This is a genomic window from Pseudomonas sp. GW821-FHT01D09 (assembly GCF_059422465.1).
Genome location: NZ_JBWKWY010000050.1, coordinates 1 through 24,272 on the forward strand (window position 1 = coordinate 1; position 24,272 = coordinate 24,272).

At 62.2% G+C, this 24,272-nt stretch carries 19 protein-coding genes; 16 read left to right on the forward strand and 3 right to left on the reverse strand.

The features are described 5' to 3' along the window. The first annotated feature begins 100 nt into the window (after nt 1–100). The 3 genes from AC07W7_RS25960 (at nt 101) to AC07W7_RS25970 (ending at nt 2,125) form a co-directional block, all read left to right on the forward strand. Entirely contained in the window at nt 101–1,066 is a 966-nt protein-coding gene (locus tag AC07W7_RS25960; protein WP_076962312.1) for an L-carnitine dehydrogenase, read from the forward strand. A 73-nt stretch (nt 1,067–1,139) separates the two neighbouring features. After that, nucleotides 1,140–1,613 carry a thioesterase family protein gene (locus tag AC07W7_RS25965; RefSeq protein ID WP_495040384.1) on the forward strand — a complete coding sequence of 158 codons (474 nt, stop codon included), beginning with the start codon at nt 1,140–1,142 and terminating at the stop codon, nt 1,611–1,613. Between the two features lie 248 nt (nt 1,614–1,861). Continuing rightward, nucleotides 1,862–2,125, forward strand: a complete 264-nt coding sequence (locus AC07W7_RS25970; RefSeq protein WP_076962314.1) for a hypothetical protein — start codon at nt 1,862–1,864, stop codon at nt 2,123–2,125. An 88-nt stretch (nt 2,126–2,213) separates the two neighbouring features. Here AC07W7_RS25970 and gbdR read toward each other — a convergent pair whose 3' ends face one another. Both gbdR and AC07W7_RS25980 read right to left on the reverse strand, forming a co-directional pair. Beyond that, nucleotides 2,214–3,317, reverse strand: a complete 1,104-nt coding sequence (gene gbdR / locus AC07W7_RS25975) for a choline metabolism transcriptional regulator GbdR (RefSeq protein WP_076962315.1) — start codon at nt 3,315–3,317, stop codon at nt 2,214–2,216. A gap of 484 nt (nt 3,318–3,801) precedes the next feature. Then, nucleotides 3,802–5,178 (reverse strand): L-serine ammonia-lyase, encoded by a 1,377-nt coding sequence (locus AC07W7_RS25980; RefSeq protein ID WP_495040385.1) that lies wholly within the window; start codon nt 5,176–5,178, stop codon nt 3,802–3,804. Between the two features lie 427 nt (nt 5,179–5,605). Between AC07W7_RS25980 and AC07W7_RS25985 the strand changes: the two genes are divergently transcribed. From AC07W7_RS25985 to choV, 3 genes are all read left to right on the forward strand, one after another. After that, complete coding sequence (locus AC07W7_RS25985; RefSeq protein WP_076962317.1) at nt 5,606–6,553, forward strand: choline ABC transporter substrate-binding protein; 948 nt, start codon at nt 5,606–5,608, stop codon at nt 6,551–6,553. Between the two features lie 67 nt (nt 6,554–6,620). Further along, entirely contained in the window at nt 6,621–7,466 is an 846-nt protein-coding gene (gene choW / locus AC07W7_RS25990) for a choline ABC transporter permease subunit (RefSeq protein WP_076962318.1), read from the forward strand. Then, entirely contained in the window at nt 7,463–8,641 is a 1,179-nt protein-coding gene (gene choV / locus AC07W7_RS25995; RefSeq protein WP_495040386.1) for a choline ABC transporter ATP-binding protein, read from the forward strand. The genes choW and choV overlap by 4 nt, the downstream gene beginning before the upstream one ends. A 124-nt stretch (nt 8,642–8,765) precedes the next feature. Here choV and AC07W7_RS26000 read toward each other — a convergent pair whose 3' ends face one another. After that, nucleotides 8,766–10,703, reverse strand: coding sequence for a BCCT family transporter (locus AC07W7_RS26000; protein ID WP_236309905.1), 1,938 nt, complete (start codon nt 10,701–10,703; stop codon nt 8,766–8,768). Nucleotides 10,704–11,081: 378 nt separating this feature from the next. Here AC07W7_RS26000 and betI point away from each other — a divergent pair, with 378 nt between their 5' ends. The 10 genes from betI to AC07W7_RS26050 all read left to right on the forward strand — a co-directional run bounded on the left by betI (nt 11,082) and on the right by AC07W7_RS26050 (nt 24,190). Then, on the forward strand, nt 11,082–11,675 hold the full coding sequence (betI, locus tag AC07W7_RS26005; protein WP_032858683.1) for a transcriptional regulator BetI: 594 nt from the start codon (nt 11,082–11,084) through the stop codon (nt 11,673–11,675). A 94-nt stretch (nt 11,676–11,769) separates the two neighbouring features. Next, entirely contained in the window at nt 11,770–13,242 is a 1,473-nt protein-coding gene (gene betB / locus AC07W7_RS26010) for a betaine-aldehyde dehydrogenase (protein WP_076962321.1), read from the forward strand. 132 nt (nt 13,243–13,374) lie between these two features. Further along, nucleotides 13,375–15,075: a choline dehydrogenase gene (gene betA / locus AC07W7_RS26015; RefSeq protein ID WP_076962330.1), complete on the forward strand. Its 1,701-nt coding sequence runs from the start codon at nt 13,375–13,377 to the stop codon at nt 15,073–15,075. A 246-nt stretch (nt 15,076–15,321) separates the two neighbouring features. Beyond that, the gene (locus tag AC07W7_RS26020) at nt 15,322–16,017 is read left to right on the forward strand and encodes an RraA family protein (protein ID WP_029297314.1); all 696 of its coding nucleotides are present in this window, start codon (nt 15,322–15,324) and stop codon (nt 16,015–16,017) included. Nucleotides 16,018–16,123: 106 nt separating this feature from the next. After that, a complete protein-coding gene (locus AC07W7_RS26025) occupies nt 16,124–17,566 on the forward strand; it encodes a TldD/PmbA family protein (RefSeq protein ID WP_495040387.1) in 1,443 nt (480 codons plus the stop codon). After that, a complete protein-coding gene (locus AC07W7_RS26030; protein ID WP_495040388.1) occupies nt 17,566–18,882 on the forward strand; it encodes a TldD/PmbA family protein in 1,317 nt (438 codons plus the stop codon). Before AC07W7_RS26025 ends, AC07W7_RS26030 begins: the two co-directional genes overlap by 1 nt. 164 nt (nt 18,883–19,046) lie before the next feature. Continuing rightward, the gene (locus AC07W7_RS26035) at nt 19,047–19,937 is read left to right on the forward strand and encodes an alpha/beta fold hydrolase (protein ID WP_495040389.1); all 891 of its coding nucleotides are present in this window, start codon (nt 19,047–19,049) and stop codon (nt 19,935–19,937) included. A 35-nt stretch (nt 19,938–19,972) separates the two neighbouring features. Next, the gene (gene mdtD, locus AC07W7_RS26040; RefSeq protein ID WP_076962325.1) at nt 19,973–21,400 is read left to right on the forward strand and encodes a multidrug transporter subunit MdtD; all 1,428 of its coding nucleotides are present in this window, start codon (nt 19,973–19,975) and stop codon (nt 21,398–21,400) included. Nucleotides 21,401–21,530: 130 nt separating this feature from the next. Further along, nucleotides 21,531–22,868, forward strand: coding sequence for an ATP-dependent RNA helicase DbpA (gene dbpA, locus AC07W7_RS26045; RefSeq protein WP_232243967.1), 1,338 nt, complete (start codon nt 21,531–21,533; stop codon nt 22,866–22,868). A 143-nt stretch (nt 22,869–23,011) separates the two neighbouring features. After that, on the forward strand, nt 23,012–24,190 hold the full coding sequence (locus tag AC07W7_RS26050; protein ID WP_076962327.1) for a BaiN/RdsA family NAD(P)/FAD-dependent oxidoreductase: 1,179 nt from the start codon (nt 23,012–23,014) through the stop codon (nt 24,188–24,190). Nucleotides 24,191–24,272 lie beyond the last annotated feature (82 nt).

Here is a 24,272-nt window from a genome sequence, read left to right on the forward strand (position 1 = left end):
CGATAGCGGTGTGTCAGTGCCAAATGCATCAACTGGCACACCGCTATCGCAGGCAAGCCAGCTCCCACAATGAACCTCTTTAGCACTGGAAATTACCGAAATGAGCTTTATCACCGAAATCAAAACCTTCGCCGCCCTGGGCAGCGGTGTTATCGGCAGCGGCTGGGTGTCCCGCGCCCTCGCCCATGGCCTGGATGTGGTGGCCTGGGACCCGGCGCCCGGCGCCGAAGCGGCCCTGCGCAAGCGTGTCGCCAATGCCTGGGCCGCCCTGGAAAAGCAGGGCCTGGCACCGGGCGCCTCCCAGGACCGTCTGCGGTTTGTCGCGACCATCGAAGAATGCGTGCAAGACGCCGATTTCATCCAGGAAAGCGCCCCCGAACGCCTGGAGCTGAAGCTGGAACTGCACAGCAAGATCAGCGCGGCGGCCAAGCCCGATGCCTTGATCGGCTCCAGCACGTCGGGGCTATTGCCCAGTGAGTTTTATGAAGGCTCTACACACCCGGAACGCTGCGTGGTCGGCCACCCGTTCAACCCGGTGTACCTGCTGCCGCTGGTGGAAGTGGTCGGCGGTAAACACACCGCGCCCGAAGCGATCCAGGCGGCGATCAAGGTGTATCAAGCCCTGGGCATGCGCCCGCTGCATGTGCGCAAGGAAGTCCCCGGCTTTATCGCCGACCGTTTGCTGGAAGCGCTGTGGCGCGAGGCACTGCACCTGGTCAACGACGGTGTGGCCACCACCGGCGAGATCGACGATGCGATCCGCTTTGGCGCCGGGTTGCGCTGGTCGTTCATGGGCACCTTCCTCACTTATACCCTGGCCGGCGGCGACGCCGGGATGCGGCATTTCATGGCGCAGTTCGGCCCGGCGTTGCAACTGCCGTGGACGTATCTGCCGGCACCGGAACTGACGGACAAGCTGATTGATGATGTGGTCGATGGCACCCGCGAGCAGTTGGGCAGCCATAGCATTGCGGCGCTGGAGCGCTATCGTGATGATTGCCTGCTGGCGGTGCTGGAAGCGGTGAAGACCACCAAGGAAAAACACGGCATGAGCTTCGCCGAATAACGGCTGTTGATTTCTGTGGGAGCTGGCTTGCCTGCTCCCACAGTTGACCGAGTACAGATCTGGAGTTTATGAAGTGCCGACGCTGACCACCTACACCACCCACATCCTCCCCGACTGGGTCGATTACAACGGCCACCTGCGCGATGCGTTCTACCTGCTGATCTTCAGCTACGCCACCGATGCGCTGATGGACACCCTGGGCCTGGACAGCGATAACCGCGAGGCCAGCGGCCATTCGCTGTTCACCCTGGAACTGCACCTCAATTACCTGCACGAAGTGAAGCTGGGCGCCGAGGTCGAGGTGCACACCCAGTTGATCGCCCATGACAGCAAACGCCTGCATCTGTATCACAGCCTGCACCTGGTCGGCGCAGCACGGGAGCTGGCGGGCAATGAACAGATGCTGCTGCATGTCGATCTCGCCGGGCCACGCTCGACACCGTTCAGCGAAGGGGTTGCCCAGCGTTTGGCGGCAATCAGTGCCGGGCAGTCCGACTTGCCCAGGCCCGCGTTGCTCGGTCGCGTCATCGGCCTGCCCGCCCAATAAAAAAAGCCCCGATCAAGCCGTGACAGGATCGGGGCAGAGTGCTTTGTGCAAGCGTGCGGGCCGAGGGTGACCAAACCTTCAATCTGCCTGCTTGAATCTAAGTGTGCCCGCAACCACCTTCGACAACTGGCCCGAAAACGACCTGCTCATAGTCGTTCCAGCCATTGTGCCACTCAGGCCTTGCCGACCCGCTGACGGCCCACCAGAATCGAGGTTGATCGAAGTCTCCCCTAACCAGGATGAACATCATGATGCACGCGGATTTGATTGATCAGGATGACCTGCTGAGCCAGCTGCGCTCCCTGGGTTTTGAAGTAGCCAGCGACGCCACCGCCGAACAGGCCTGTGAATGCGCGGTGCGCGGTTTGAGTGAAGCGCGGGCCAAGGCGCTCAAGGGCATGGTTGAGCAGATGTACACCAGCAGCGCGACGATTCTGCCGGCGGTGCGCCAGGCGATTGATAAGCAGTTGTTGCCGGCCCTGATGCAGTTCAAACAGAATTCCGGGGCCTGATAGATCGCTATCGCGGGCAAGCCCGCTCCCACAGGGGAATGCATTGCAAATGTGGGAGCTGGCTTGCCTGCGATGCAGGCGCCTCGGTCTACAGCCTTACGCTGGCAAACGTCGACTCATTACGCGCCTGACTCAACGCCGACAGCGGCCCCGCCAACGGTGACAACACCAGCGCCTGCGGAATCGGCAGCATCGCCACTTGCTGGGTGGTGTTGGAGCCTACGCGCTCATCCCGTGGCGGGATGCCGAAGTATTCGCGGTAGCACTTGGAGAAGTGTGGCGTGGACACAAACCCGCACACCGAGGCCACTTCGATGATCGACATCGGCGTCTGCTTGAGCAGCTGCCGGGCGCGAATCAGGCGCAGCTTGAGGTAATAGCGCGACGGCGAACAGTGCAGGTATTTCTGGAACAGCCGCTCCAGCTGGCGCCGCGAGACGGCGACGTAGACCGCCAGTTCGTCGAGGTCGATCGGCTCCTCCAGGTTGGCCTCCATCAGCGCGACGATTTCCTGCAGCTTCGGCTGGTTGGTGCCGAGCATATGCTTGAGTGGCACGCGCTGGTGGTCCTGCTCGTTGCGGATACGTTCGTACACGAACATCTCGGAAATCGCCGCCGACAATTCACGGCCGTGGTCGCGGCTGATCAGGTGCAGCATCATGTCCAGCGGCGCGGTGCCACCGGAACTGGTGAAGCGGTTGCGGTCGAGGGTGAACAGGCGCGTGCTCATCGACACCCGTGGGAAGGCTTCCTGCATCGACGCCAGGCATTCCCAGTGCACGCTGCAATCAAAGCCATCGAGCAGGCCGGCGCAGGCCAGGGCCCAACTGCCGGTGCACACCGCGCCAAGGCGGCGGGACTGGCGTGCCTGGCTTTGCAGCCACGACACATGTTCGCGGGTCACGGTGCGCTGGATACCCACACCCCCGCAGACAATCACGGTGTCCAGGGCCGGGGCTTTGTGCATGGAGCAATCGGGAGTGATTTGCAGGCCATCGCTGGCCCAGACCTGGTTGCCGTCAACGCTCAAGGTGCTCCAGCGATACAGCTCGCGGCCGGACAACTGGTTGGCCATGCGCAGGGGTTCGACTGCGGACGCCAGGGAAATCAGCGTGAAATTGTCCAGCAGCAAAAAGCCGATGGATTGAGGCGCACGGTTCTGGGGCTGGGCCCCGGAGTTGAACGACGTCATCGCGGTATCTCCTCACACAAAGCAGTGGATGGCCTCAGGCGAGGCTCTTGTTATTGCACTCTTCATCCATCAGGAGAGAGGCTTTGAATTGACAGAGCAAATGCCATGCCTAAAGTTGAATAGGTATTCAATAACTCCTGAAAACGACCTGTTGAGGTGTCTATATAAGCCCGCGCCCGGCGTGAGGATATGCCTCGGAAAAAGCCTACGCTCAAGGTCCGTGAGCAGATCGGTAGCACTTGTGGGAAGGCGCTTTCAGGGCGTAGGAAACGGGTGTCACCGCACGCACGGGCGACGGGGGGTCGGGAGGGAGATCGTTTGGGGGCTACTTATCTGTTTGCGACGCGCTAAAAGGTGGCGATTTTGGTTGGGGTGTTCACTTTATGCGCAGTGGTGTTTGCCCCACCGCTATCGCAGGCAAGCCAGCTCCCACATTTTGAGCTGCGAATACCTTCAAATGTGGGAGCTTGCCTGCGATGCGGTCTCAGCACTCGACAGCACTCACCGCCAACCCACCCCGCGAGGTCTCCTTGTACTTGTCATGCATATCCGCCCCGGTATCGCGCATGGTGCGGATCACCCGGTCCAGGGAGATAAAGTGTTGGCCGTCGCCACGCAACGCCATCTGCGCCGCATTGATCGCCTTGACCGCCGCAATCGCATTACGCTCGATGCACGGCACTTGCACCAGGCCGCCCACCGGGTCGCAGGTCAGGCCCAGGTTATGTTCCAGGCCGATTTCGGCGGCGTTGCACACTTGCTCCGGGGTCGCGCCAAGAATCTCTGCCAGCCCCGCCGCCGCCATGGCGCAGGCCGAGCCGACTTCGCCCTGGCAACCGACTTCGGCACCGGAGATCGAAGCATTCTTCTTGCACAAGATGCCGATGGCCGCCGCGCCCAGGAAGTAGTCCACCACATTGGCCTCGGTGACCACCTCACTGAACTTCATAAAGTAATGCAGCACCGCCGGGATGATCCCCGCCGCGCCATTGGTCGGGGCGGTGACCATACGCCCGCCGGCGGCGTTTTCTTCGTTGACGGCCAGGGCGAACAGGTTGACCCACTCCATGGCGCTCAAGGTCGAGCCGATCACATTCGGCTTGCCCAACTCCTGCAGGCTGCGGTGCAACTTGGCGGCGCGGCGCCGCACGTTCAGGCCGCCGGGCAGGATGCCTTCGTGCTTGAGGCCCTGCTCGACACAGTCCTGCATGGCGCGCCAGAGTGTCATCAGGCCGCTGCGGATTTCTTCCTCGGTGCGCCACACCTTTTCATTGGCCAGCATCAGGTCGGCGACGCGCAGGTTGTGGCGCTTGCACAACTGCAACAACTCCACCGCGCTGGAAAAATCATAAGGCAGCTCGGTGCGATCCAGATCGGCCACGCCGCTGCGCGCCTGGGCTTCATCCACCACAAAACCGCCGCCCACCGAATAGTAGGTATCGCGGTGCAACTCGGCCTGGGCGCCATACACCACCAGGGTCATGGCATTGGGATGGAACGCCAGGTTTTCGTCGATCAGGCGCATGTCCCGCGACCACACAAAGGGCACCGGCACACGGTTGTCCAGCAGCAGCGTCTGCGTCTGGCGCAGGGTCTCGATACGCCGGCCGATCTGCGACGGATCAATCGCATCCGGCCACTCGCCCATCAGCCCCATGATCACCGCGTTGTCGCTGCCATGCCCGATACCGGTGGCCGACAACGAGCCATACAGCTGAACTTCGACGCGCTGCACCTGTTCCAAAAGAGCACGTTCACGCAAGACCTGGACGAACAACGCCGCGGCGCGCATGGGCCCGACGGTGTGGGAACTGGACGGCCCGATGCCAATCTTGAACAGGTCGAAAACGCTGATAGCCATTGTGCGAAACTCCTCGATAGCACAGGCCAGGCGCAATAACGCCTGGTGGCGGAGCTGCTACGCTCAAGTCGCCCAGATGGCGGCATCATCAAGCTTTCGTTGCGCCGCCCGGCGTCTGACACCGACATACCCATGCTCACCAGCGTCGTCCCCGTGCAATGGGGCGTAATCGCCGTTTTTTGCGGTGCAGATCGAGAAAAAGTGCAGTTTTGCCTGTGGAAAAACCTGTATGCGACGTCACCGACACTGGATACGACCATCCCTGTACTGGATACGACCCACCCTGTAGGCGTCAGATTTTCACTGGTACATGATCAGTCTCGACTCGTTTGCAAGGCACCGAGGTTGCGCGTCACTCGCACGCCCCAACTGCAACACTTATAAGCGCGGTCAAGCACCGCCGGAAAAACACCAGGAGTCCAAACCCATGAAAGGTTCCCCCCCGTTGTTGTTGGCAGCCATGCTGAGTCTTCCCCTTGCGGCCCACGCTGCAGAGCCTGAGCAATGCAGCACCGTCAACTTCTCCGATGTCGGCTGGACCGATATCACCGTCACCACCGCCGCCACCAGCGAAGTCCTCAAGGGCCTGGGCTACAAGCCCCGCACCACGATGATTTCCGTACCCGTGACCTACAAGTCCCTGGCCGATGGCAAGAACATGGATATCTTCCTCGGCAACTGGATGCCGACCATGGAAAACGACATCAAGCAGTACCGTGATGCCGGCACCGTGGAAACCGTGCGCGCCAACCTGGAAAACGCCAAGTACACCCTGGCAGTGCCACAAGCGCTGTACGACAAGGGTTTGAAAGACTTCGCCGATATCGCCAAGTTCAAGAAGGAGCTGGGCGGCAAGATCTATGGCATCGAGCCGGGCAACGACGGCAACCGTACGATCCAGAGCGTGATCGACAAGAATCAGTTCGGCTTGAAGGACGCCGGTTTCAAGGTGGTCGAGTCCAGCGAAGCCGGGATGCTCTCGCAAGTGGAACGTGCCACCAAACGGGACCAGGCCATTGTGTTCCTCGGCTGGGAACCGCACCCGATGAACACCCGTTTCAAACTCAAGTACCTGACCGGCGGGGACACTTCATTCGGCCCCAACTACGGCCAGGCCACCATCTACACCAACACCCGCAAGGGCTACGTGCAGGAATGCAGCAACGTCGGCCAACTGCTGAAAAACCTGTCGTTCACCCTGGACATGGAAAGCACCCTGATGGGCAACGTCCTCGACGACAAGATGAAGCCCGACGCCGCCGCCAAGGCCTGGCTGAAGAAGAACCCGCAAGTGCTCGACACCTGGCTCGCCGGGGTCACCACCGTTGATGGCCAACCAGGACTTGCCGCCGTGAAAGCCTACCTCGACAAGTAACCGCTGACCCCGGGCCGGCGTGCCGGCCCGGGATGTTTTCCCTCTTCGCATGTGGACATTCACTACCATGCTGACTGAACAGAAAATCCCCCTAGGCCAGTACATCGCTGCCTTCGTCGAATGGTTGACGCAGAATGGCGCCGATTATTTCGACGCGATCGCATCGACACTGGAAACGATGATCCATGGCGTGACGTTTGCGCTGACCTGGTTCAATCCGCTGGCATTGATCGGTCTGATTGCGCTGCTTGCTCACTTCATTCAACGTAAATGGGGGCTGACTGTTTTTGTGATTGCCTCCTTCCTGCTGATCCTCAACCTGGGGTACTGGCAAGAAACCATGGAGACCCTGGCGCAGGTGCTGTTCGCCACCCTGGTCTGCGTGGTGATCGGTGTGCCGCTGGGCATTGTTGCCGCGCACAAACCGATGTTCTACACCATGATGCGGCCGGTGCTCGATCTGATGCAGACCGTGCCGACCTTCGTCTACCTGATCCCGACCCTGACCCTCTTCGGGCTGGGTGTGGTGCCCGGCCTGATCTCCACGGTGGTGTTCGCGATTGCCGCGCCGATCCGCCTGACCTACCTGGGCATCCGCGATGTACCGCAAGAGTTGATGGATGCCGGCAAGGCCTTTGGCTGCTCGCGCCGCCAACTGCTCTCGCGCATCGAACTGCCCCACGCCATGCCGAGCATCGCTGCCGGCATTACCCAATGCATCATGCTGTCGTTGTCGATGGTGGTGATCGCGGCCCTGGTGGGCGCCGATGGCCTGGGCAAACCCGTGGTCAACGCGCTGAACACCGCTGACATCGCCCTGGGCTTTGAAGCCGGCCTGGCGATTGTGCTGCTGGCCATCATGCTCGACCGCATTTGCAAACAACCCGACGCCAAAGTAGGGGGTGATGCATGAGCATTATCCGATTCGACAATGTCGATGTGATCTTCTCCAAAGACCCACGCGAAGCCCTCAAGCTGCTGGACGAGGGCATGCACCGCAACGAAATCCTGAAAAAGACCGGGCAGATCGTCGGTGTGGAAAAGGCCAGCCTGGATATCGAGAAAGGCGAGATCTGCGTGCTGATGGGCCTGTCCGGCTCCGGCAAATCGAGCCTGTTGCGCTGTATCAATGGGCTTAACACCGTGAGCCGGGGCCAGTTGTTTGTCGAGCATGAAGGTCGGCAAATCGACATTGCTTCGTGCACCCCGGCAGAGTTGAAAATGATGCGCACCCAGCGCATCGCCATGGTGTTCCAGAAGTTCGCCCTGATGCCCTGGCTGACGGTGCGGGAAAACATCAGCTTTGGCCTGGAGATGCAGGGCCGCCCCGAAAAGGAACGGCGCAAGCTGGTGGACGAGAAGCTGGAGCTGGTGGGCCTGACCCAATGGCGCAACAAGAAGCCCGACGAGCTCTCGGGCGGCATGCAACAGCGTGTCGGCCTGGCCCGCGCCCTGGCGATGGACGCCGATATCCTGCTGATGGATGAACCCTTCTCCGCCCTCGACCCCCTGATCCGCCAAGGCCTGCAGGATGAGTTGCTGGAACTGCAACGCAAGCTGAGCAAGACCATTGTGTTCGTCAGCCACGACCTGGATGAAGCGCTCAAGCTCGGTAGCCGTATCGCGATCATGAAGGACGGCAAGATCATCCAGTACAGCGTGCCGGAAGAAATTGTGCTGAACCCGGCGGATGACTATGTGCGCACCTTCGTCGCCCATACCAACCCGCTGAACGTGTTGTGCGGCCGCAGCCTGATGCGCACCCTGGACAACTGCAAGCGGGTCAACGGCTCGGTATGCCTGGACCCGGGCGGCGACTCGTGGCTGGACCTGGCCGAAGGCAACACCCTCCAGGGCGCGCGGCAAAATGGCGTGGCGATGAACCTGCAGAACTGGGCACCGGGGCAAGCCGTGGAAGGCCTGGGGCGGCTGCCGACCTTGGTGGACGCCAATATCGGCATGCGCGATGCATTGCAGATTCGCTACCAGACCGGCAACAAGCTGGTGCTGCACGACAACAACAAGGTGGTGGGGATTCTGGGGGACAGCGAGCTGTACCACGCCCTGCTGGGCAAGAACCTGGGCTAAGACTGATCGTTCCCACGCTCTGCGTGGGAATGCAGCCCTGGACGCTCTGCGTCCCAAAGCGTGACGCGGAGCGTCACAGGAGGCGTTCCCACGCGGAGCGTGGGAACGATCATGCCTTCAACTGTCAGCTATAGACACGGCCAAGGAGCTGCCGATGGCTTTCAAACTGATCGAGCACATCCCGGGTGATCTGCTCCTGGGTGAAGCCCATCAGGTCATATTCCTGGCCGCCGTTGTGCAGGTAGACCTCGGCGCGGTAGTAGCGCGCACGCTCCTCCTCGGCCTCGATCGACTCGCTCGGCGCCGCCAGGTAGCCATCCAGGCTCACTTCGTAGACAAACGGGTTGCCTTCCATCTCGATCCGCACGCCAATGCAGCGCTTGGATTTACCCAGCAGCGTCTGCACATCCAGACCTTGGGCGCGCAATGCCACGGCCGCCTCCTCCAGCGCCGGGGTGACTTTCTTGTCCATAAAGCGCTGTACCACGGCCTGGCTCGGTTGCAGGTCCTGGGCGCTCAGGCGCTCGCTGAAACCGCGACGGCCACGTTCGGCCAATTGCGCCTGCTCCTGTTCGATGGCCACATCCTGGCGCATGGCCTTGTGCAAACCGAACATAAAGAAGATCAGCACCACCGAGAACGGCAGGCCCGCCAGTACCACCATGGTCTGCATCGCCTCAAAGTTGCCGGCAAACAGCAAGCCGATGGTCACCAGGGTGATCACCGCCGACCAGAAGATCCGCAGCCAGTGCGGCGCATCTTCATCCACATTGCCACCTTTGCACGACAGGTTGGCCATCATCACCGCGCCGGAATCCGCCGGCGTCAAAAACAGCACAAAGCCGACAAAGATCGACACGCCGATCACCACTTTCGACGCCGGGTAGTACTCCAGCAACTGGTAGATCGCCATGGAGGGCTGCTCCAGCGCGGTCTTGCCCAGCTCCACGGCGCCATGGTTGAGCACCAGGTCCAGGGCCGAGTTACCGAAGATCGACAGCCACGCCAGGGTAAAGCCCAACGGGATCAGCAGCACGCCCGCTACCAGTTCACGCACGGTACGGCCCCGGGAAATACGCGCGATAAACATGCCCACAAATGGCGCCCAGGAAATCCACCAGGCCCAGTAGAACAGGGTCCACAGGCCCATCCAGCGCTCGGACTTCTCGCCATCGCCTTCGTACACGTACAGGTCGAAGGTCTTGAGCACCAGGCCGTTCATGTAGTCGCCGATGTTCTGCACAAAGCCGTTGAGCAGGTGCAGGGTCGGGCCAAACAGCAGCACGAAAATCAGCAGGCCGCTGAACAGCACGATGTTGAGGTTGGACAGGCGGCGAATGCCGTTCTCCACGCCCGACACAGCGGCGATGGTCGCCACGGTGCTCATCACGATGATCACAATCAGCAGGTTGGTGTTGCTGTGCTCCATGCCGAACAGGTTTTCCAGCCCGGACGACACTTGCATCGAACCAATCCCCAGGTTCGTCACCAGGCCCAGCAGGGTCACGAACATGCCGAAGCCGTCCACCGCGTGACCGGCCGCGCCTTTGACCCAACGCTCGCCCATCAGCGGGTACAGGGCCGAGCGCAGGGCCAGCGGCTGGTTATGCCGGTAGGCGAAGTACGCCACGGCCAGGCCGACCAGCGCATAGATCGCCCAGCCATGCAGGCCCCAGTGCAGGAAGGTCAGCTGCAACGCCTGGCGCGCGGCCATCTGGGTGGCGGCGGCGCCTTCAGGCGGGTTGAAGTAGTGGTCCAGCGGTTCGGACGCGCCGAAGTACAGCAACGAGATGCCGATGCCCGAGGAAAACAACATGCCGGCCCAGGCGCCGTAGCTGAAGTCCGGGGTATCGGCCTTGCTGCCCAGCTTCAATTTGCCGTAGGACGAAAACGCCAGCCCCACCACGAATACCAGGTAGGCGGCGATGACCACCATGTAGTACCAGCCAAAGCTTTTCGAGAGCCAGGTCTGGGCGACTCCCAGCATTCTGCCGGCCTCTTGCGGGGCGATGATCAGAATGGCGGTCAACAGCAGGATCAGCGCGGTGGAGGTGTAGAACACCCAACCGTTGACCCGCACCTTTTCCGGTGGGGTCTTTATAAGAGAGGCAGAACTCATGGCACAGAGGCTCCGGGCAGTGCGAGAGGGGACACAAGGCAGCGCTTGACCCGCGCCATCGATTTTTCGGCAGTCGACGGACGGGTGTTATAAAGACATCCCGAAAATCCCCGCACCCCAGCGACGCGCTGTCATGGGCTGTTTCAAGGGTTTTTATGGATGTCAGATGTGCCTGCCGCCATGTAGGAAATACCTGTAGGCAGCGACCATTTGCCGCAGATCTTATTCTTTGTTGATTGAACGTTCAATCAAAACAAAATAGACTGGCCCTCAAGCCGACGAGCGTTTACGCCCGTCGGCAGGCCTAAGGAGAGGTGCTACATGCCCAAGGTCGGTATGCAACCCATACGCCGCCAGCAGTTGATCGAAGCCACATTGACGGCCATCGATCAGGTCGGGATGGGGGATGCCAGCATTGCGCTGATCGCCCGTCTGGCCGGTGTCTCGAACGGCATCATCAGTCACTACTTTCAGGACAAGAATGGCCTGATCGCCGCCACGATGCGGTACCTGATGAATGTGCTGATCGAGAACGTCCACGAACGCCGGCAGGCCTTGAAGGAAGACAGCCCACGGGCCCACCTTCAAGTGATTATCGGCGGCAACTTCGACGCCAGCCAGGTCAATGGCCCGGCAATGAAAACCTGGCTGGCCTTCTGGGCCACCAGCATGCACCACCCGTCTTTGCACAGGTTGCAGCGGATCAACGATCACCGCCTGTATTCCAACCTGTGCTGCCAGTTCCGCCGTGTGCTGCCGCTGGAAGATGCACGCAGCGCAGCCCGAGGCCTGGCGGCCCTGATCGACGGCTTGTGGTTGCGCGGCGCCCTGTCGGGAGACGCTTTCGACACGGAGCAGGCGCAACGGATCGCTTACGAATACATGGATTTCCAATTGGCCAAGCAGGTGAGTTAGAGCACACATAAACGCTCAACCCCTGAACGGCTACTGAGCGGGCTACGCCCCTTCAGTGGTTAACGCCAACCACTTATGCACTTGCGAGGACTTTATGGCCCGTTTCGACCTGCAAAAACTCTACATTGACGGCCGCTACAGCGACGCTGGCAGCGATGCCACCTTCGAGGCCATCAACCCGGCTAACGGTGAAGTTCTCGCCAATGTGCAACGCGCTACTTTTGAAGACGTTGAGCGTGCCGTGGTCAGCGCCGAAAAAGGCCAGAAAATCTGGGCCGCGATGACCGCCATGGAGCGTTCGCGCATCCTGCGTCGCGCCGTGGAAATCCTGCGCGAGCGCAACGATGAACTGGCCGCCCTGGAAACCCTGGACACCGGTAAATCCTTCTCCGAAACCAAGTACGTCGACATCGTCACCGGTGCCGACGTGCTGGAATACTACGCCGGCCTGGTGCCCGCCATCGAAGGCGAGCAGATTCCGCTGCGCACCACCTCGTTCGTCTATACCCGCCGCGAGCCGCTGGGTGTGGTCGCCGGTATCGGCGCGTGGAACTACCCGATCCAGATCGCCCTGTGGAAGTCCGCTCCAGCCCTGGCTGCCGGCAACGCCATGATCTTCAAGCCAAGTGAAGTGACCTCGCTGACCACCCTGAAACTGGCTGAGATCTACACCGAAGCCGGCGTACCGGATGGCGTGTTCAACGTCCTGACCGGCAGCGGCCGTGAAGTCGGCACCTGGCTGACCGAGCACCCACGCATCGAGAAAATCTCCTTCACCGGCGGCACCGACACCGGCAAGAAGGTCATGGCCAGCGCTTCGAGCTCCTCGCTCAAGGACGTGACCATGGAACTGGGCGGCAAGTCCCCGCTGATCATTTTCGACGACGCCGACCTGGATCGCGCCGCCGACACCGCGATGATGGCCAACTTCTACAGCTCCGGCCAGGTCTGCACCAACGGCACCCGTGTGTTTATTCCAAAGCACCTGCAGGCCGCCTTTGAAGCCAAGATCGTCGAGCGTGTTGCGCGCATCCGCGTCGGCAACCCAGAAGACGAAAACACCAACTTCGGCCCACTGGTCAGCTTCGCCCACATGGAAAGCGTGCTCGGCTACATCGCCAAGGGCAAGGAAGAAGGCGCACGCCTGCTGTGTGGCGGCGACCGCCTGACCACTGGCGACTTCGCCAAGGGCGCGTTCGTGGCACCGACGGTGTTCACTGACTGCACCGACGAAATGACCATCGTGCGTGAAGAAATCTTTGGCCCGGTGATGAGCATCCTCACCTACGAGACTGAAGAAGAAGTGATCCGTCGCGCCAACGACACCGACTTCGGCCTGGCCGCGGGCCTGGTCACCAAGGATCTGAACCGCGCCCACCGCGTGATTCACCAGCTCGAAGCCGGTATCTGCTGGATCAACGCCTGGGGCGAGTCCGACGCCAAGATGCCGGTGGGCGGCTACAAGCAGTCGGGTGTGGGCCGTGAGAACGGGATCAGTTCGCTGAACAACTTCACCCGCATCAAATCGGTACAGGTTGAGCTGGGCGACTACGCCTCGGTGTTCTAAACCCGGGTTCTGTATTGCTTGCCGGGCCGCCATCGCAGGCAAGCCAGCTCCCACATTGGAATGCGTTCCCCTGTGGGAGCGGGCTTGCCCGCGATGGGCCCCGACCTGACCAACTCCAAAGAGGGTGCATTTATGTCCCAAGAATACGACTACATCATTGTGGGTGCCGGCTCCGCCGGTAACACCCTGGCGACCCGTCTGACCGAAGACGAAGGCGTCACCGTTTTGCTGCTGGAAGCCGGCGGCCCGGACTACCGTTTCGATTTCCGTACCCAGATGCCGGCCGCCCTGGCGTTCCCGCTGCAAGGCCGCCGCTACAACTGGGCCTACGAAACCGATCCAGAGCCACACATGGACGGCCGCCGCATGGAATGTGGGCGCGGCAAGGGCCTGGGTGGCTCGTCGCTGATCAACGGCATGTGCTACATCCGTGGCAACGCCATGGACTACGACAACTGGTCGAAACTGCCAGGCCTGGAAAACTGGAGCTACCTCGACTGCCTGCCGTATTTCCGCAAGGCCGAGACCCGCGACATCGGCCCCAACGACTACCACGGTGGCGACGGCCCGGTCAGTGTGACCACGCCTAAAGCCGGGAATAACCCGCTGTTCCACGCCATGGTTGAAGCCGGCGTGCAGGCCGGTTACCCACGCACCGAAGACTTGAACGGCTACCAGCAGGAAGGCTTCGGCCCGATGGACCGTACCGTGACGCCCAAAGGCCGTCGCGCCAGTACCGCCCGTGGCTACCTGGACACCGCCAAACAGCGCTCCACGCTGACCATCGTCACCCATGCCCTCAGCGACAAAGTGCTGTTTGAAGGCAAGCGCGCAGTCGGCGTGCGTTACCTGATCGGCGCTGCCGAAGAGCGCGTTGAAGCCCGTGCTCGCAAGGAAGTCATCGTCTGCAGCGGCGCCATTGGTTCGCCGCAACTGCTGCAACGTTCCGGTGTGGGCCCGGCCAAACTCCTGGAAAGCCTCGACATCCCGGTGGTCCACGACCTGCCGGGCGTCGGTGAAAACCTGCAGGACCACCTGGAACTGTACCTGCAATACGCCTGCACCCAGCCGGTCTCGCTGTACCCGTCGCTGCTCTGGTACAACCAGCCGGCCATTGGTGCCGAATGGCTGTTCAACGGCACCGGCATCGGCGCCAGCAACCAGTTCGAGGCGGGCGGTTTTATCCGTACCCGTGAAGAGTTCGAGTGGCCGAACATCCAGTATCACTTCCTGCCGGTCGCGATTAACTACAACGGCAGCAACGGTGTAAAAGAGCACGGTTTCCAGGCGCACATGGGCTCCATGCGCTCGCCGAGCCGTGGCCGCATCCAGCTGAAGTCGAAGAACCCACGGGACTACCCGAGCATCCTCTTCAACTACATGGCCACCGAGCAGGACTGGCAGGAATTTCGCGATGGCATCCGCCTGACCCGTGAAATCATGCAGCAGCCGGCACTGGACCCCTACCGTGGCCGCGAGATCAGCCCGGGCATCGAGGTGCAAACCGACGAGCAACTGGACAAGTTCATCCGCGAGCACGCCGAAACCGCGTTCCACCCGTCCTGCTCGTGCAAGATGGGCACCGACGAGATGGCCGTGGTCGATGGCGAAGGCCGCGTGCATGGCATGCAGGGCCTGCGGGTGGTCGATGCGTCGATCATGCCGATCATCACCACCGGCAACCTGAACGCGCCCACCATCATGATCGCCGAGAAAATCGCCGATAAGATGCGTGGCCGCCAGTTGCCGCGCAGCACCGCGGACTACTACGTGGCTGGCGATGCGCCGGTGCGTGGCAAGCCGTTGCGTGAAGTGGGTCCTACCGCGCAGTAACCGTTACACCGCGGCGCTCCTATCGCAGGCAAGCCAGCTCCCACATTTGAATGTATTCACACAGCAAAATGTGGGAGGGGGCTTGCTCCCGATAAGGCCCGACCAGCCAACACACATCTTCCCAGACTCTTCCTACACCGCCCCGCCCTTGATCCCACCCCCCGCGCCGGCCTAATCTAGCCCCTCGCGCAAACGTTTCACCTTCCTACCGACACGCCGGCTTCTGCCTGGCCACGAGGCTTTCTCATGTTTGATGTCGTTTCTTCGAGCAAATGGCCTACCGGCTTCCTGATCAATCCAAACGTTGAACCGCTGGATCCGAAATGGCTGAAGGAATTCAGCAAGATCCCGGCCGCGGCCGTCAGCGATTGCCTGGGCCGTAACGTCGGTGGCCTGGGCCTGAAGGCCTTCCACGGCAATGCACCGATGCTCGGCAGCGCCCTGACCGTGCGGGTGCGCCCCGGTGACAACCTGATGATTCTCAAAGCCATGCAGATGGCCCGCCCGGGCGATGTGCTGGTGATCGACGGCAGCGCCGACCTGACCCGCGCCGTGTTCGGCGGCATCATGCGTGCCATGGCCCTGAAGGCCGGCATTGTGGGCGTGGTGATTAACGGCGCCCTGCGCGACCTCGACGAATGGCAGACCGGCGAACTGCCGGCCTACGCCATCGGCGGCGTACACCGTGGCCCGAGCACGGACGGCGGTGGCGAGATCAACGTGCCGATCTCCTGCGCCGGCATGCTGGTAGCGCCTGGCGACCTGATGATCGGCGATGGCGACGGCGTGGTCGCCGCTTCGCGCAGCGAACTGCCGGAATTGCTGGTGCGCTGCCATGACCTGCTGGCCCGCGAGAAAGCCACACTGGCCGCCATCGAAGCCGGCACCCTGGACCCTGATCGCTTTGACGCCATCCTGCGCGCCAAGGGTTGCCCGGTCTAAAGCCAAAAGCATCGCGAGCAAGCCCGCTCCCACATTTGGAATGCGTTCCCCCTGTGGGAGCGGGCTTGCCCGCGATGGGGCCCTCAAGGCCAATAAGGAGGTCCCCATGTTCGACAAACACCCGCAACTCAAACAACATTTCGCCACCCTGCGCACCCGCGCCGAATTCTTCTCCCTGCGCTACGTGCGCGAGTCCGGCCAGTACCTGTCGGTGCGCAAGAATGTCGCCGAACCGCCGCACCTGAGCCGTGACGAAGGCGCCATGCTCACCGTGCGCCTCAACGGTGTCGAAGCCTACGCGGCCACTCACGATATTTCCCTGGCCGGCCTGCAAGCCGCCCTGGAGCGCGCCGAACAGCAAGCCCGGCGGATCAGGCCCCATGCCCTGCTCGACCTGCGCGACCAGCCGGTGTCCAGTGACATTGCCGACTACCTGTCGCCAGAGCTCGACCAACCCTTCCCGTCCCTGAGCGACTGCTACCAACTGCTCGGCGCCGAATCGGCCGCCGTGCCCAAGGACGAGCGCCTGGTGAGCTGGGAAGTCAGCCTGGGCACCACCCATGTTGAACAGATCTACCTCAACAGTGCCGGCGCCGAGTTGCGCCAGGCCCAACGCTTTATGTTCCCCGGCGTCAACGTGACCGCCTACGACGGCACCGACAGCCAGACCCGCACCCTGGGCGGCAGCAACTTTGGCCAGCAAGGCGGCTTTGATGTGATCAGCCGCTTCGGCCTGGTCGGCGCCGCGCCACGGGTGGCCGACGAGGCCCTGCAACTGCTGCTGGCCCCCAACACACCCCAGGGCCCACGCGACCTGCTGCTGATGCCCGACCAGATGATCCTGCAGATCCACGAATCCATCGGCCACCCGCTGGAGCTGGACCGCATCCTCGGGGACGAGCGCAATTACGCCGGCACCAGCTTCGTCAAGGCCAGCGACTTCGGCCATCTGCAATACGGCTCCAATCTGCTGAACGTGACCTTCGACCCGGATATCCCCGAGCAACTGGCCAGTTACGCCCACGACGATGACGGCACGCCCGCCAGCAAGCAGTTCCTGATCCGTAACGGCCTGCTGCTCAGGCCCCTGGGCGGGGCGCTGTCGCAATACCGCTCGGGCCTGGGCGGCGTGGCCAACAGCCGTGCCAGCAGTTGGAACCGCGCCCCCATCGACCGCATGGCCAACCTCAATATCGAGGCTGGCGACCAGAGCCTGGGGCAACTGATCGGCGGCATCGAACACGGCATCCTGATGTCGACCAACCGTTCCTGGTCCATCGACGATGCGCGCAACAAGTTCCAGTTCGGCTGCGAATGGGGCCGGTTGATCGAGAACGGCGAGCTCAAGGGCGTGGTGAAGAACCCCAACTACCGGGCGATATCCGCGCAGTTCTGGCGCAAGCTCAGTGCCGTGGGCGATGCCAGTACCTTCAAGGTGCTGGGCACGCCCAACTGTGGCAAGGGCGAGCCGAACCAGGTGATCCGCGTCGGCCATGCCTCGCCGGCGTGTGTCTTCAGCAATGTGGATGTGTTTGGAGGAGACGCCTGATGAAGGCTTTCAAGGACCTGGTGCAGTGGCTCCAGCAGGCCATCACCGACGAGGAACAGTTTCACCTGGGCTATGCGGCGGAGTCGTCCGAATTCGTGCGTTTCAACCACGCCAAAGTACGCCAGGCCGGCCAGGTGCAGCAGGCCAGCCTCAACCTCAAGCTGATCAACGATGGCCGGCACGCCGACCTCGCTATCACCCTGGCTGGCACCCCCGAGGTGGACCGCCAGCGCCTGGCCGAGGGCCTGCAACAACTGCGCGATACCTTGCCGTTGCTGCCCAGGGATCCTTACCTGCTGCTCAACCGCACGGCCTGGCAAACCACCAGCGAGCAGGCCCAGGCACTGCCGGCCCTCGATCAGGTGCTGGCCGACATCAGCCAGGGCGCCCAAGGGCTCGACCTGGTCGGCATTTATGCCGCCGGGCCGATCAGCCGTGGGTTCGCCAGCTCGTCGGGGGCTTTTGGCTGGCACCAGGCCAATAGCTTCAACTTTGATTTCAGCCTGTTCCATGCCAATGGCGAGGCGGTCAAGGCCAGCTACGCCGGCGCTGCCTGGGACAGCGCGGCCTTTGCCCAGCGCTTGCAGCAAGCCCGCGAACAACTGGCGTTCCTTGGCCGGCCGTTACACCCCCTGGCGCCCGGCCAATACCGCGCCTACCTGGCACCGGCGGCCATGGAAGAAATCATCGGCCTGCTGGCCTGGGGTGGTTTTTCTGCACAGGCCATCGCCAGCAAGGGCAGCCCGTTGCAGCGCCTGTATGCCGGCGACCAAGCGCTAAGCCCGCTGGTGGGCCTGGGCGAACAGATCACGACCTCCCTGAGCCCGGCGTTTTCCCGGGACGGTTACCCGCGCAGCGACGTGACCTTGATCGCCAAGGGCCAGGCGCAAGGGCAACTGGTCAACTCGCGCAGCGCCGCCGAATACGGCTTGAGCACCAACGGCGCCAGCGGCGATGAGTCGCCCAGCGCCTTGCAGATGGCGGCCGGCAACCTGGCCCAGGCCGATATCCTCAAGCAACTGGGCACCGGCCTGTATATCAGCAACCTGTGGTACCTGAACTACTCCGACCAACCGGCGGCGCGCCTGACGGGCATGACCCGGTTCGCCACCTTCTGGGTGGAAGACGGCAAGATCAAGGCGCCGGTCAGCACCATGCGTTTTGATGACAGCGTGTATCACCTGTTGGGTTCGCAATTGGAAGCGCTGACGGCCGAGCGCGAGTTGCTGCTGTCGGCCAGTACCTATGGCGAGCGCAACACCTCGTCCAACTTGCTGCCCGGCGCGCTGGTAAAACGCCTCACGCTAACGTTGTAGGAGTAAGCGCCCTGCATCTTGATGAAAAATCCCATTGTCTGGCGGGCTGTTGTCGACACTCCAAAACCTCGTTATAAAGGTTAGTGGCATCCCGCCACTTTCAACCCATTTGTTCGCAAATAATGCATGACCTCGCCCGGGATAGGGCGAGCCGGAGCGTTGACATGTACCAAGGAAGTTTTGTCATTGATAAGTTGTTCAAGCACTACAACGTTCACGTAGAGCAACTGGGCAACGATCCGCAACGCAAGACCGTGCTGCTGGTCAACGGCGCGCTGTCCACCACCCGCTCATTCGCCCGCACCAGCAAGTGCCTGGCCGAGCACTTCAATGTGTTGATGTTCGACCTACCGTTTTCCGGCTATTCGCGCCCTTACAACACCGACCTGGACCTGGTGACCAAGGACGACGAAGTCGAGATCCTGCGGGCGCTGGTGGAGCGCTTCCAGGTCAACCACCTGGTGTCGGCCTCCTGGGGCGGCATCTCGACCCTGCTGACCCTGGCGCGCAACCCGCCCTCGATCGAAAGCTCGGTGGTCATGGCCCTGGCGCCCAACCTCAACCCGGCGATGCTCGAATACGTGGAGCGCGTGCGGGTGCTGATCGAGGCCGATGACAAGTCCGCCGTCGGCCACTTGCTCAATGAGACGGTCGGCAAATTCCTCTCCAGCCGGCTCAAGCGCAATAACCATCGGCACTTGTCGACCATGGCCACCACCGAATACCGCCAGGCGCGCTTTCATATTCACCAGGTACTGGCCCTGGGTGATGGTAACTACCTGCCGCAATTGCGCCAGATCGAAACCCCGGTGCACTTTCTCAACGGCACCCTGGACGAATACACCCCGGCCGATGAAGCCCGCCTGTTCAAGCAGTATGTGGGGCGCAGCAGCTTCGCCAGCGCCGAACACACCGGCCATTTGCTCGACCTGGAGTCGCGGGAGGCGGCGCTGGCGGTGCATCGGGCGCTGATCGACTTCCTGGTGGGCCAGGACGTGGCCATCGCCGATATAGACGAACCGCCAATGGGAAAACCGGCAGAGATTGACGCATAATCGGCAACACATAGCCTGCTAACAAAAGGGATCCCATGCCCAATCGTGTCGTGCTCGATGCCAAGACCGCCCGCTGGTTACCCTGGGTGGTCGCGATTGCCTTCTTCATGCAGTCGCTCGACGGCACGATTCTCAACACGGCCCTGCCCGCCATGGCCGAAGACTTGGCAGAAAACCCGCTACGCATGCAGGGCGTGATCATTGCCTACATGCTCACCGTGGCTTTGCTGATCCCGGCCTCGGGCTGGATCGCCGACCGTTTCGGCACCAAGAAGATTTTCTTTGGCGCGATCATGCTGTTCAGCATCGGCTCGCTGCTGTGCGCCCTGTCCAGCAGCCTGAGCATGCTGGTGGGTGCACGGGTGATCCAGGGCCTGGGCGGTGCGCTGATGCTGCCGGTGGGCCGGCTGGTGGTGCTGCGCGCCTACCCGCGCTCGGAGCTGGTGCGGATCATGGGGTTTATCACCATTCCCGGCCTGCTCGGCCCCCTGCTCGGCCCGACCATGGGTGGCTGGATGGTGCAGTACCTGACCTGGCACTGGATCTTCCTGATCAACCTGCCGGTGGGCATGATCGGCTGCTACGCCGTGTGGAAATTCATCCCCGACCTGCGCGGCAGCGAGCGTACACGCTTCGACAGCCTGGGCTTTTTGCTGTTTGGCGCAGCGATGGTACTGATCACCATTGCCATGGAAGGCCTGGGCGAGCTGCACCTGCCGCACTTGCGCGTGATGTTGCTGCTGTTCGGCGGCATGGCGTGCCTGGCGGCCTATTGGCTGCGCGCCGGGCATGTCGACAACCCCTTGTTCTCGCCGGTGCTGTTCAAGACCCGCACCTTTGCCGTGGGCATTCTCGGCAACCTGTTCGCGCGCCTGGGCAGCGGCGCCCTGCCGTTCCTCGTGCCCTTGCTGCTGCAGATCGCCCTGGGCTACTCGCCGTCCCAGGCCGGGATGAGCATGCTGCCCCTGGCGGCGGCGGCGATGGTTGCCAAGTCCATCGCCCGGCCGCTGATCGAACGCTTGGGCTATCGCCTCGTGCTCACCGGCAACACCCTGGCGCTGGGCATCATGCTGGCGAGCATGGGCCTGGTCAGCGAACAGACGCCGTACCCGCTGCTGCTGGCGATGCTCGCCGTGCTGGGGGCGATCAACTCCCTGCAATTTACCGCGATGAACACCGTGACCCTGATCGACCTCGACGACGCCCAGGCCAGCAGCGGCAACAGCTTGCTGTCGGTGGTGGCACAACTGGCCCTGAGCCTGGGCGTGGCCTGTGCCGGCGCCCTGCTCGGCGGGTTTACTGCCCAAGCCGGTAACGACGGGGTCAACACGGTGCTTGAGGCCTTCCAGTTGACGTTCCTCACCGTGGGCATCATGGCGATGCTGGCGGCGGCGATCTTCCTGCAATTGTCGCCAAAAGACGGCAAACGAGTGGTCAGCCGCGAGCACGACATTGAGCCTTAAGCAGCGACTCGTCTAGAACTTGCAGGGAAATTCTCACGGGACTGGTACACTGCGCGACATTTTGTTTTGCAGAGCCAGTCCCGTGACCACCATCGCCACCGCTTTTAATACTTTGCCGCTCTCCGCCGCCATGCTGGCTAACCTCGACTCGCTGGGTTATACCGAGATGACGCAGATCCAGGCGCAAAGCTTGCCGGTGATCCTCAAGGGGCTGGACCTGATCGCCCAGGCCAAGACCGGCAGCGGCAAGACCGCCGCCTTCGGTATCGGCCTGCTGAACCCGATCAACCCGCGCTACTTCGGTTGCCAGGCCCTGGTGATGTGCCCGACCCGCGAGCTGGCTGACCAGGTGGCCAAGGAAATCCGCCGCCTGGCCCGCGCCGAAGACAACATCAAGGTGCTGACCCTGTGCGGCGGCGTGTCCCTGGGCCCGCAGATCGCCTCCCTGGAGCATGGCGCCCACGTTATCGTCGGCACCCCGGGCCGCATCCAGCAACACCTGCGCAAGGGTTCGCTGGTGCTGGACGGCTTGAACACGCTGATCCTCGATGAAGCCGACCGCATGCTCGACATGGGTTTCTACGACGCCATCGAAGACATCATCAGCAAGACCCCGGCCCGTCGCCAGACCCTGCTGTTCTCGGCCACCTACCCGGTGAGCATCAAGCAACTGGCCTCCAAATTCATGCGCGCGCCACAGCAGGTCAAGGCCGAAGCGTTCCACTCCGACGAGCAGATCGAGCAGCGTTTCTACGAAATCTCCCCGGATGAACGCATGGACGCGGTGACCAAGGTGCTGTCGCACTTCCGTCCCGCCTCTTGCGTGGCCTTCTGCTTTACCAAGCAGCAAGTGCAAGAAACCGTGGATCACCTGACCGCCAAGGGCATTTCTGCGGTCGGCCTGCATGGCGACCTGGAACAGCGCGACCGTGACCAGGTGCTGGCGATGTTTGCCAACCGCAGTACTTCGGTACTGGTGGCCACCGACGTGGCGGCCCGTGGCCTGGACATCGACTCGCTGGACATGGTGATCAACGTCGAACTGGCCCGCGACTCGGAAATCCACATCCACCGCGTGGGCCGTACCGGGCGTGCCGGTGAGACCGGGATCGCCATCAGCCTGGTGGCGCCGTCCGAGGCACACCGTGCCCAGGCCATCGAACTGCTGCAAAAGGCCCCGCTGAACTGGGACCAACTGAGCAACCTCAAATCCCAGGGCGGCGCGCCGCTGCTGCCGGTGATGAGCACGCTGTGCATTGCTGCCGGCCGTAAAGACAAGGTTCGCCCAGGCGACATCCTCGGCGCGCTGACCGGTGAAGCCGGGATCCCGGGCGCCCAGGTCGGCAAGATCGCGATCTTTGACTTCCAGGCCTACGTGGCGGTGGAGCGCAGCGTCGCCAAGCAGGCGTTGCAGCGCTTGAACGACGGCAAGATCAAGGGCCGTTCGTTGCGCGTGCGGATCCTGTAAACACACCACTCCCGATCGCTCCCACGCTCTGCGTGGGAGCGCATCCCGTGACGCTCTGCGTCATCAAGCGGACGCAGAGCGTCCATGAGGCGTTCCCACGCAGAGCGTGGGAACGATCATCAGGTTTTTGTGAGGACATTGCTGTGCGCTCGACCGAAGTTGTGATCATTGGCGCTGGCGCCGCAGGCTTGATGTGCGCGCTGACCGCCGCCGGGCGTGGGCGCAAGGTGATGTTGATCGACCACGCGAACAAGGCCGGCAAGAAGATCCTGATGTCCGGCGGTGGCCGCTGTAACTTCACCAATATGTACACCGAGCCGGCCAACTTTCTCTCGCACAATGCGCACTTTTGCAAATCCGCCCTGGCCCGCTACACCCAGTGGGATTTCATCGGCCTGGTGGCCAAGCATGGCGTGCCGTACCACGAGAAAAAACTCGGCCAGCTGTTTTGCGATAACAAATCCAGCGACATCCTCGGCATGCTGCTCGACGAGTGCATCCAGACCGGCGTGAGCCTGCACCTGGACACCTCGATCCAGGCGATCAGCAAACTCGACAGCGGCTACCAACTGCAAACCACCCTCGGCGAGTTGCGCTGCGAATCCCTGGTGATTGCCACCGGCGGCCTGTCGATTCCCACCCTGGGCGCCACCGGCTTTGGCTACCAGGTGGCCAAGCAGTTCGGCCATGAGCTGCTACCGACCCGTGCAGGCCTGGTGCCGTTTACCATCACCGATCAGCTCAAGGCGCTGTGTGGCGAGCTGTCCGGCACCTCGGTCGATTGCCTGGTCAGCTGTAATGGGCAGAGCTTTCGCGAGAACATTCTGTTTACCCATCGCGGCCTGAGCGGGCCGGCGATTTTGCAGATTTCCTCGTACTGGGAGCCCGGCGACACGGTAGAGATCAACCTGCTGCCCGACCACGACGCCCACGCCTGGCTGCAACAGCAACAGGCCGAGCGCCCCAACAGCGAGCTCAAGACCCTGCTGGGCGAGATCTTCACCAAGAAGATGGCCAACCTGCTGGCCGAGACGTGGTTTGTGTCCAAGCCGATGAAGCAGTACACCCACGCCGAACTGGCAGACATCGCCACCCAGCTGGGCAACTGGCAATTGGTCCCGGCCGGCACCGAAGGCTACCGAACCGCTGAAGTCACCCTGGGCGGGGTGGATACGCGGGAAGTGTCGTCCAAGACCATGGAATCGCTGAAAAGCCCCGGCCTGTATTTTATCGGCGAAGTGCTGGACGTGACCGGGCACCTGGGCGGGTTCAACTTCCAGTGGGCGTGGGCGTCGGGGTATGCGGCGGCGCAATACGCCTGAACCAAGGGTGTACGCGGTAAAAATGTGGGAGCTGGCTTGCCTGCGATAGCGGTGTATCAGTGCCATATTTGCTGGCTGACCC

What these genes read in the sequence shown, in the direction of transcription:
- AC07W7_RS25960 (WP_076962312.1), top strand. Translation starts at nt 101, where the DNA reads ATGAGCTTTATCACCGAAATCAAAACCTTCGCCGCCCTGGGCAGCGGT.
- AC07W7_RS25970 (WP_076962314.1), top strand. Translation starts at nt 1,862, where the DNA reads ATGATGCACGCGGATTTGATTGATCAGGATGACCTGCTGAGCCAGCTG.
- gbdR (WP_076962315.1), bottom strand. Translation starts at nt 3,317, where the DNA reads ATGACGTCGTTCAACTCCGGGGCCCAGCCCCAGAACCGTGCGCCTCAA.
- AC07W7_RS25980 (WP_495040385.1), bottom strand. Translation starts at nt 5,178, where the DNA reads ATGGCTATCAGCGTTTTCGACCTGTTCAAGATTGGCATCGGGCCGTCC.
- AC07W7_RS25985 (WP_076962317.1), top strand. Translation starts at nt 5,606, where the DNA reads ATGAAAGGTTCCCCCCCGTTGTTGTTGGCAGCCATGCTGAGTCTTCCC.
- choW (WP_076962318.1), top strand. Translation starts at nt 6,621, where the DNA reads ATGCTGACTGAACAGAAAATCCCCCTAGGCCAGTACATCGCTGCCTTC.
- choV (WP_495040386.1), top strand. Translation starts at nt 7,463, where the DNA reads ATGAGCATTATCCGATTCGACAATGTCGATGTGATCTTCTCCAAAGAC.
- betI (WP_032858683.1), top strand. Translation starts at nt 11,082, where the DNA reads ATGCCCAAGGTCGGTATGCAACCCATACGCCGCCAGCAGTTGATCGAA.
- betB (WP_076962321.1), top strand. Translation starts at nt 11,770, where the DNA reads ATGGCCCGTTTCGACCTGCAAAAACTCTACATTGACGGCCGCTACAGC.
- betA (WP_076962330.1), top strand. Translation starts at nt 13,375, where the DNA reads ATGTCCCAAGAATACGACTACATCATTGTGGGTGCCGGCTCCGCCGGT.
- AC07W7_RS26020 (WP_029297314.1), top strand. Translation starts at nt 15,322, where the DNA reads ATGTTTGATGTCGTTTCTTCGAGCAAATGGCCTACCGGCTTCCTGATC.
- AC07W7_RS26025 (WP_495040387.1), top strand. Translation starts at nt 16,124, where the DNA reads ATGTTCGACAAACACCCGCAACTCAAACAACATTTCGCCACCCTGCGC.
- AC07W7_RS26030 (WP_495040388.1), top strand. Translation starts at nt 17,566, where the DNA reads ATGAAGGCTTTCAAGGACCTGGTGCAGTGGCTCCAGCAGGCCATCACC.
- AC07W7_RS26035 (WP_495040389.1), top strand. Translation starts at nt 19,047, where the DNA reads ATGTACCAAGGAAGTTTTGTCATTGATAAGTTGTTCAAGCACTACAAC.
- mdtD (WP_076962325.1), top strand. Translation starts at nt 19,973, where the DNA reads ATGCCCAATCGTGTCGTGCTCGATGCCAAGACCGCCCGCTGGTTACCC.
- dbpA (WP_232243967.1), top strand. Translation starts at nt 21,531, where the DNA reads ATGCTGGCTAACCTCGACTCGCTGGGTTATACCGAGATGACGCAGATC.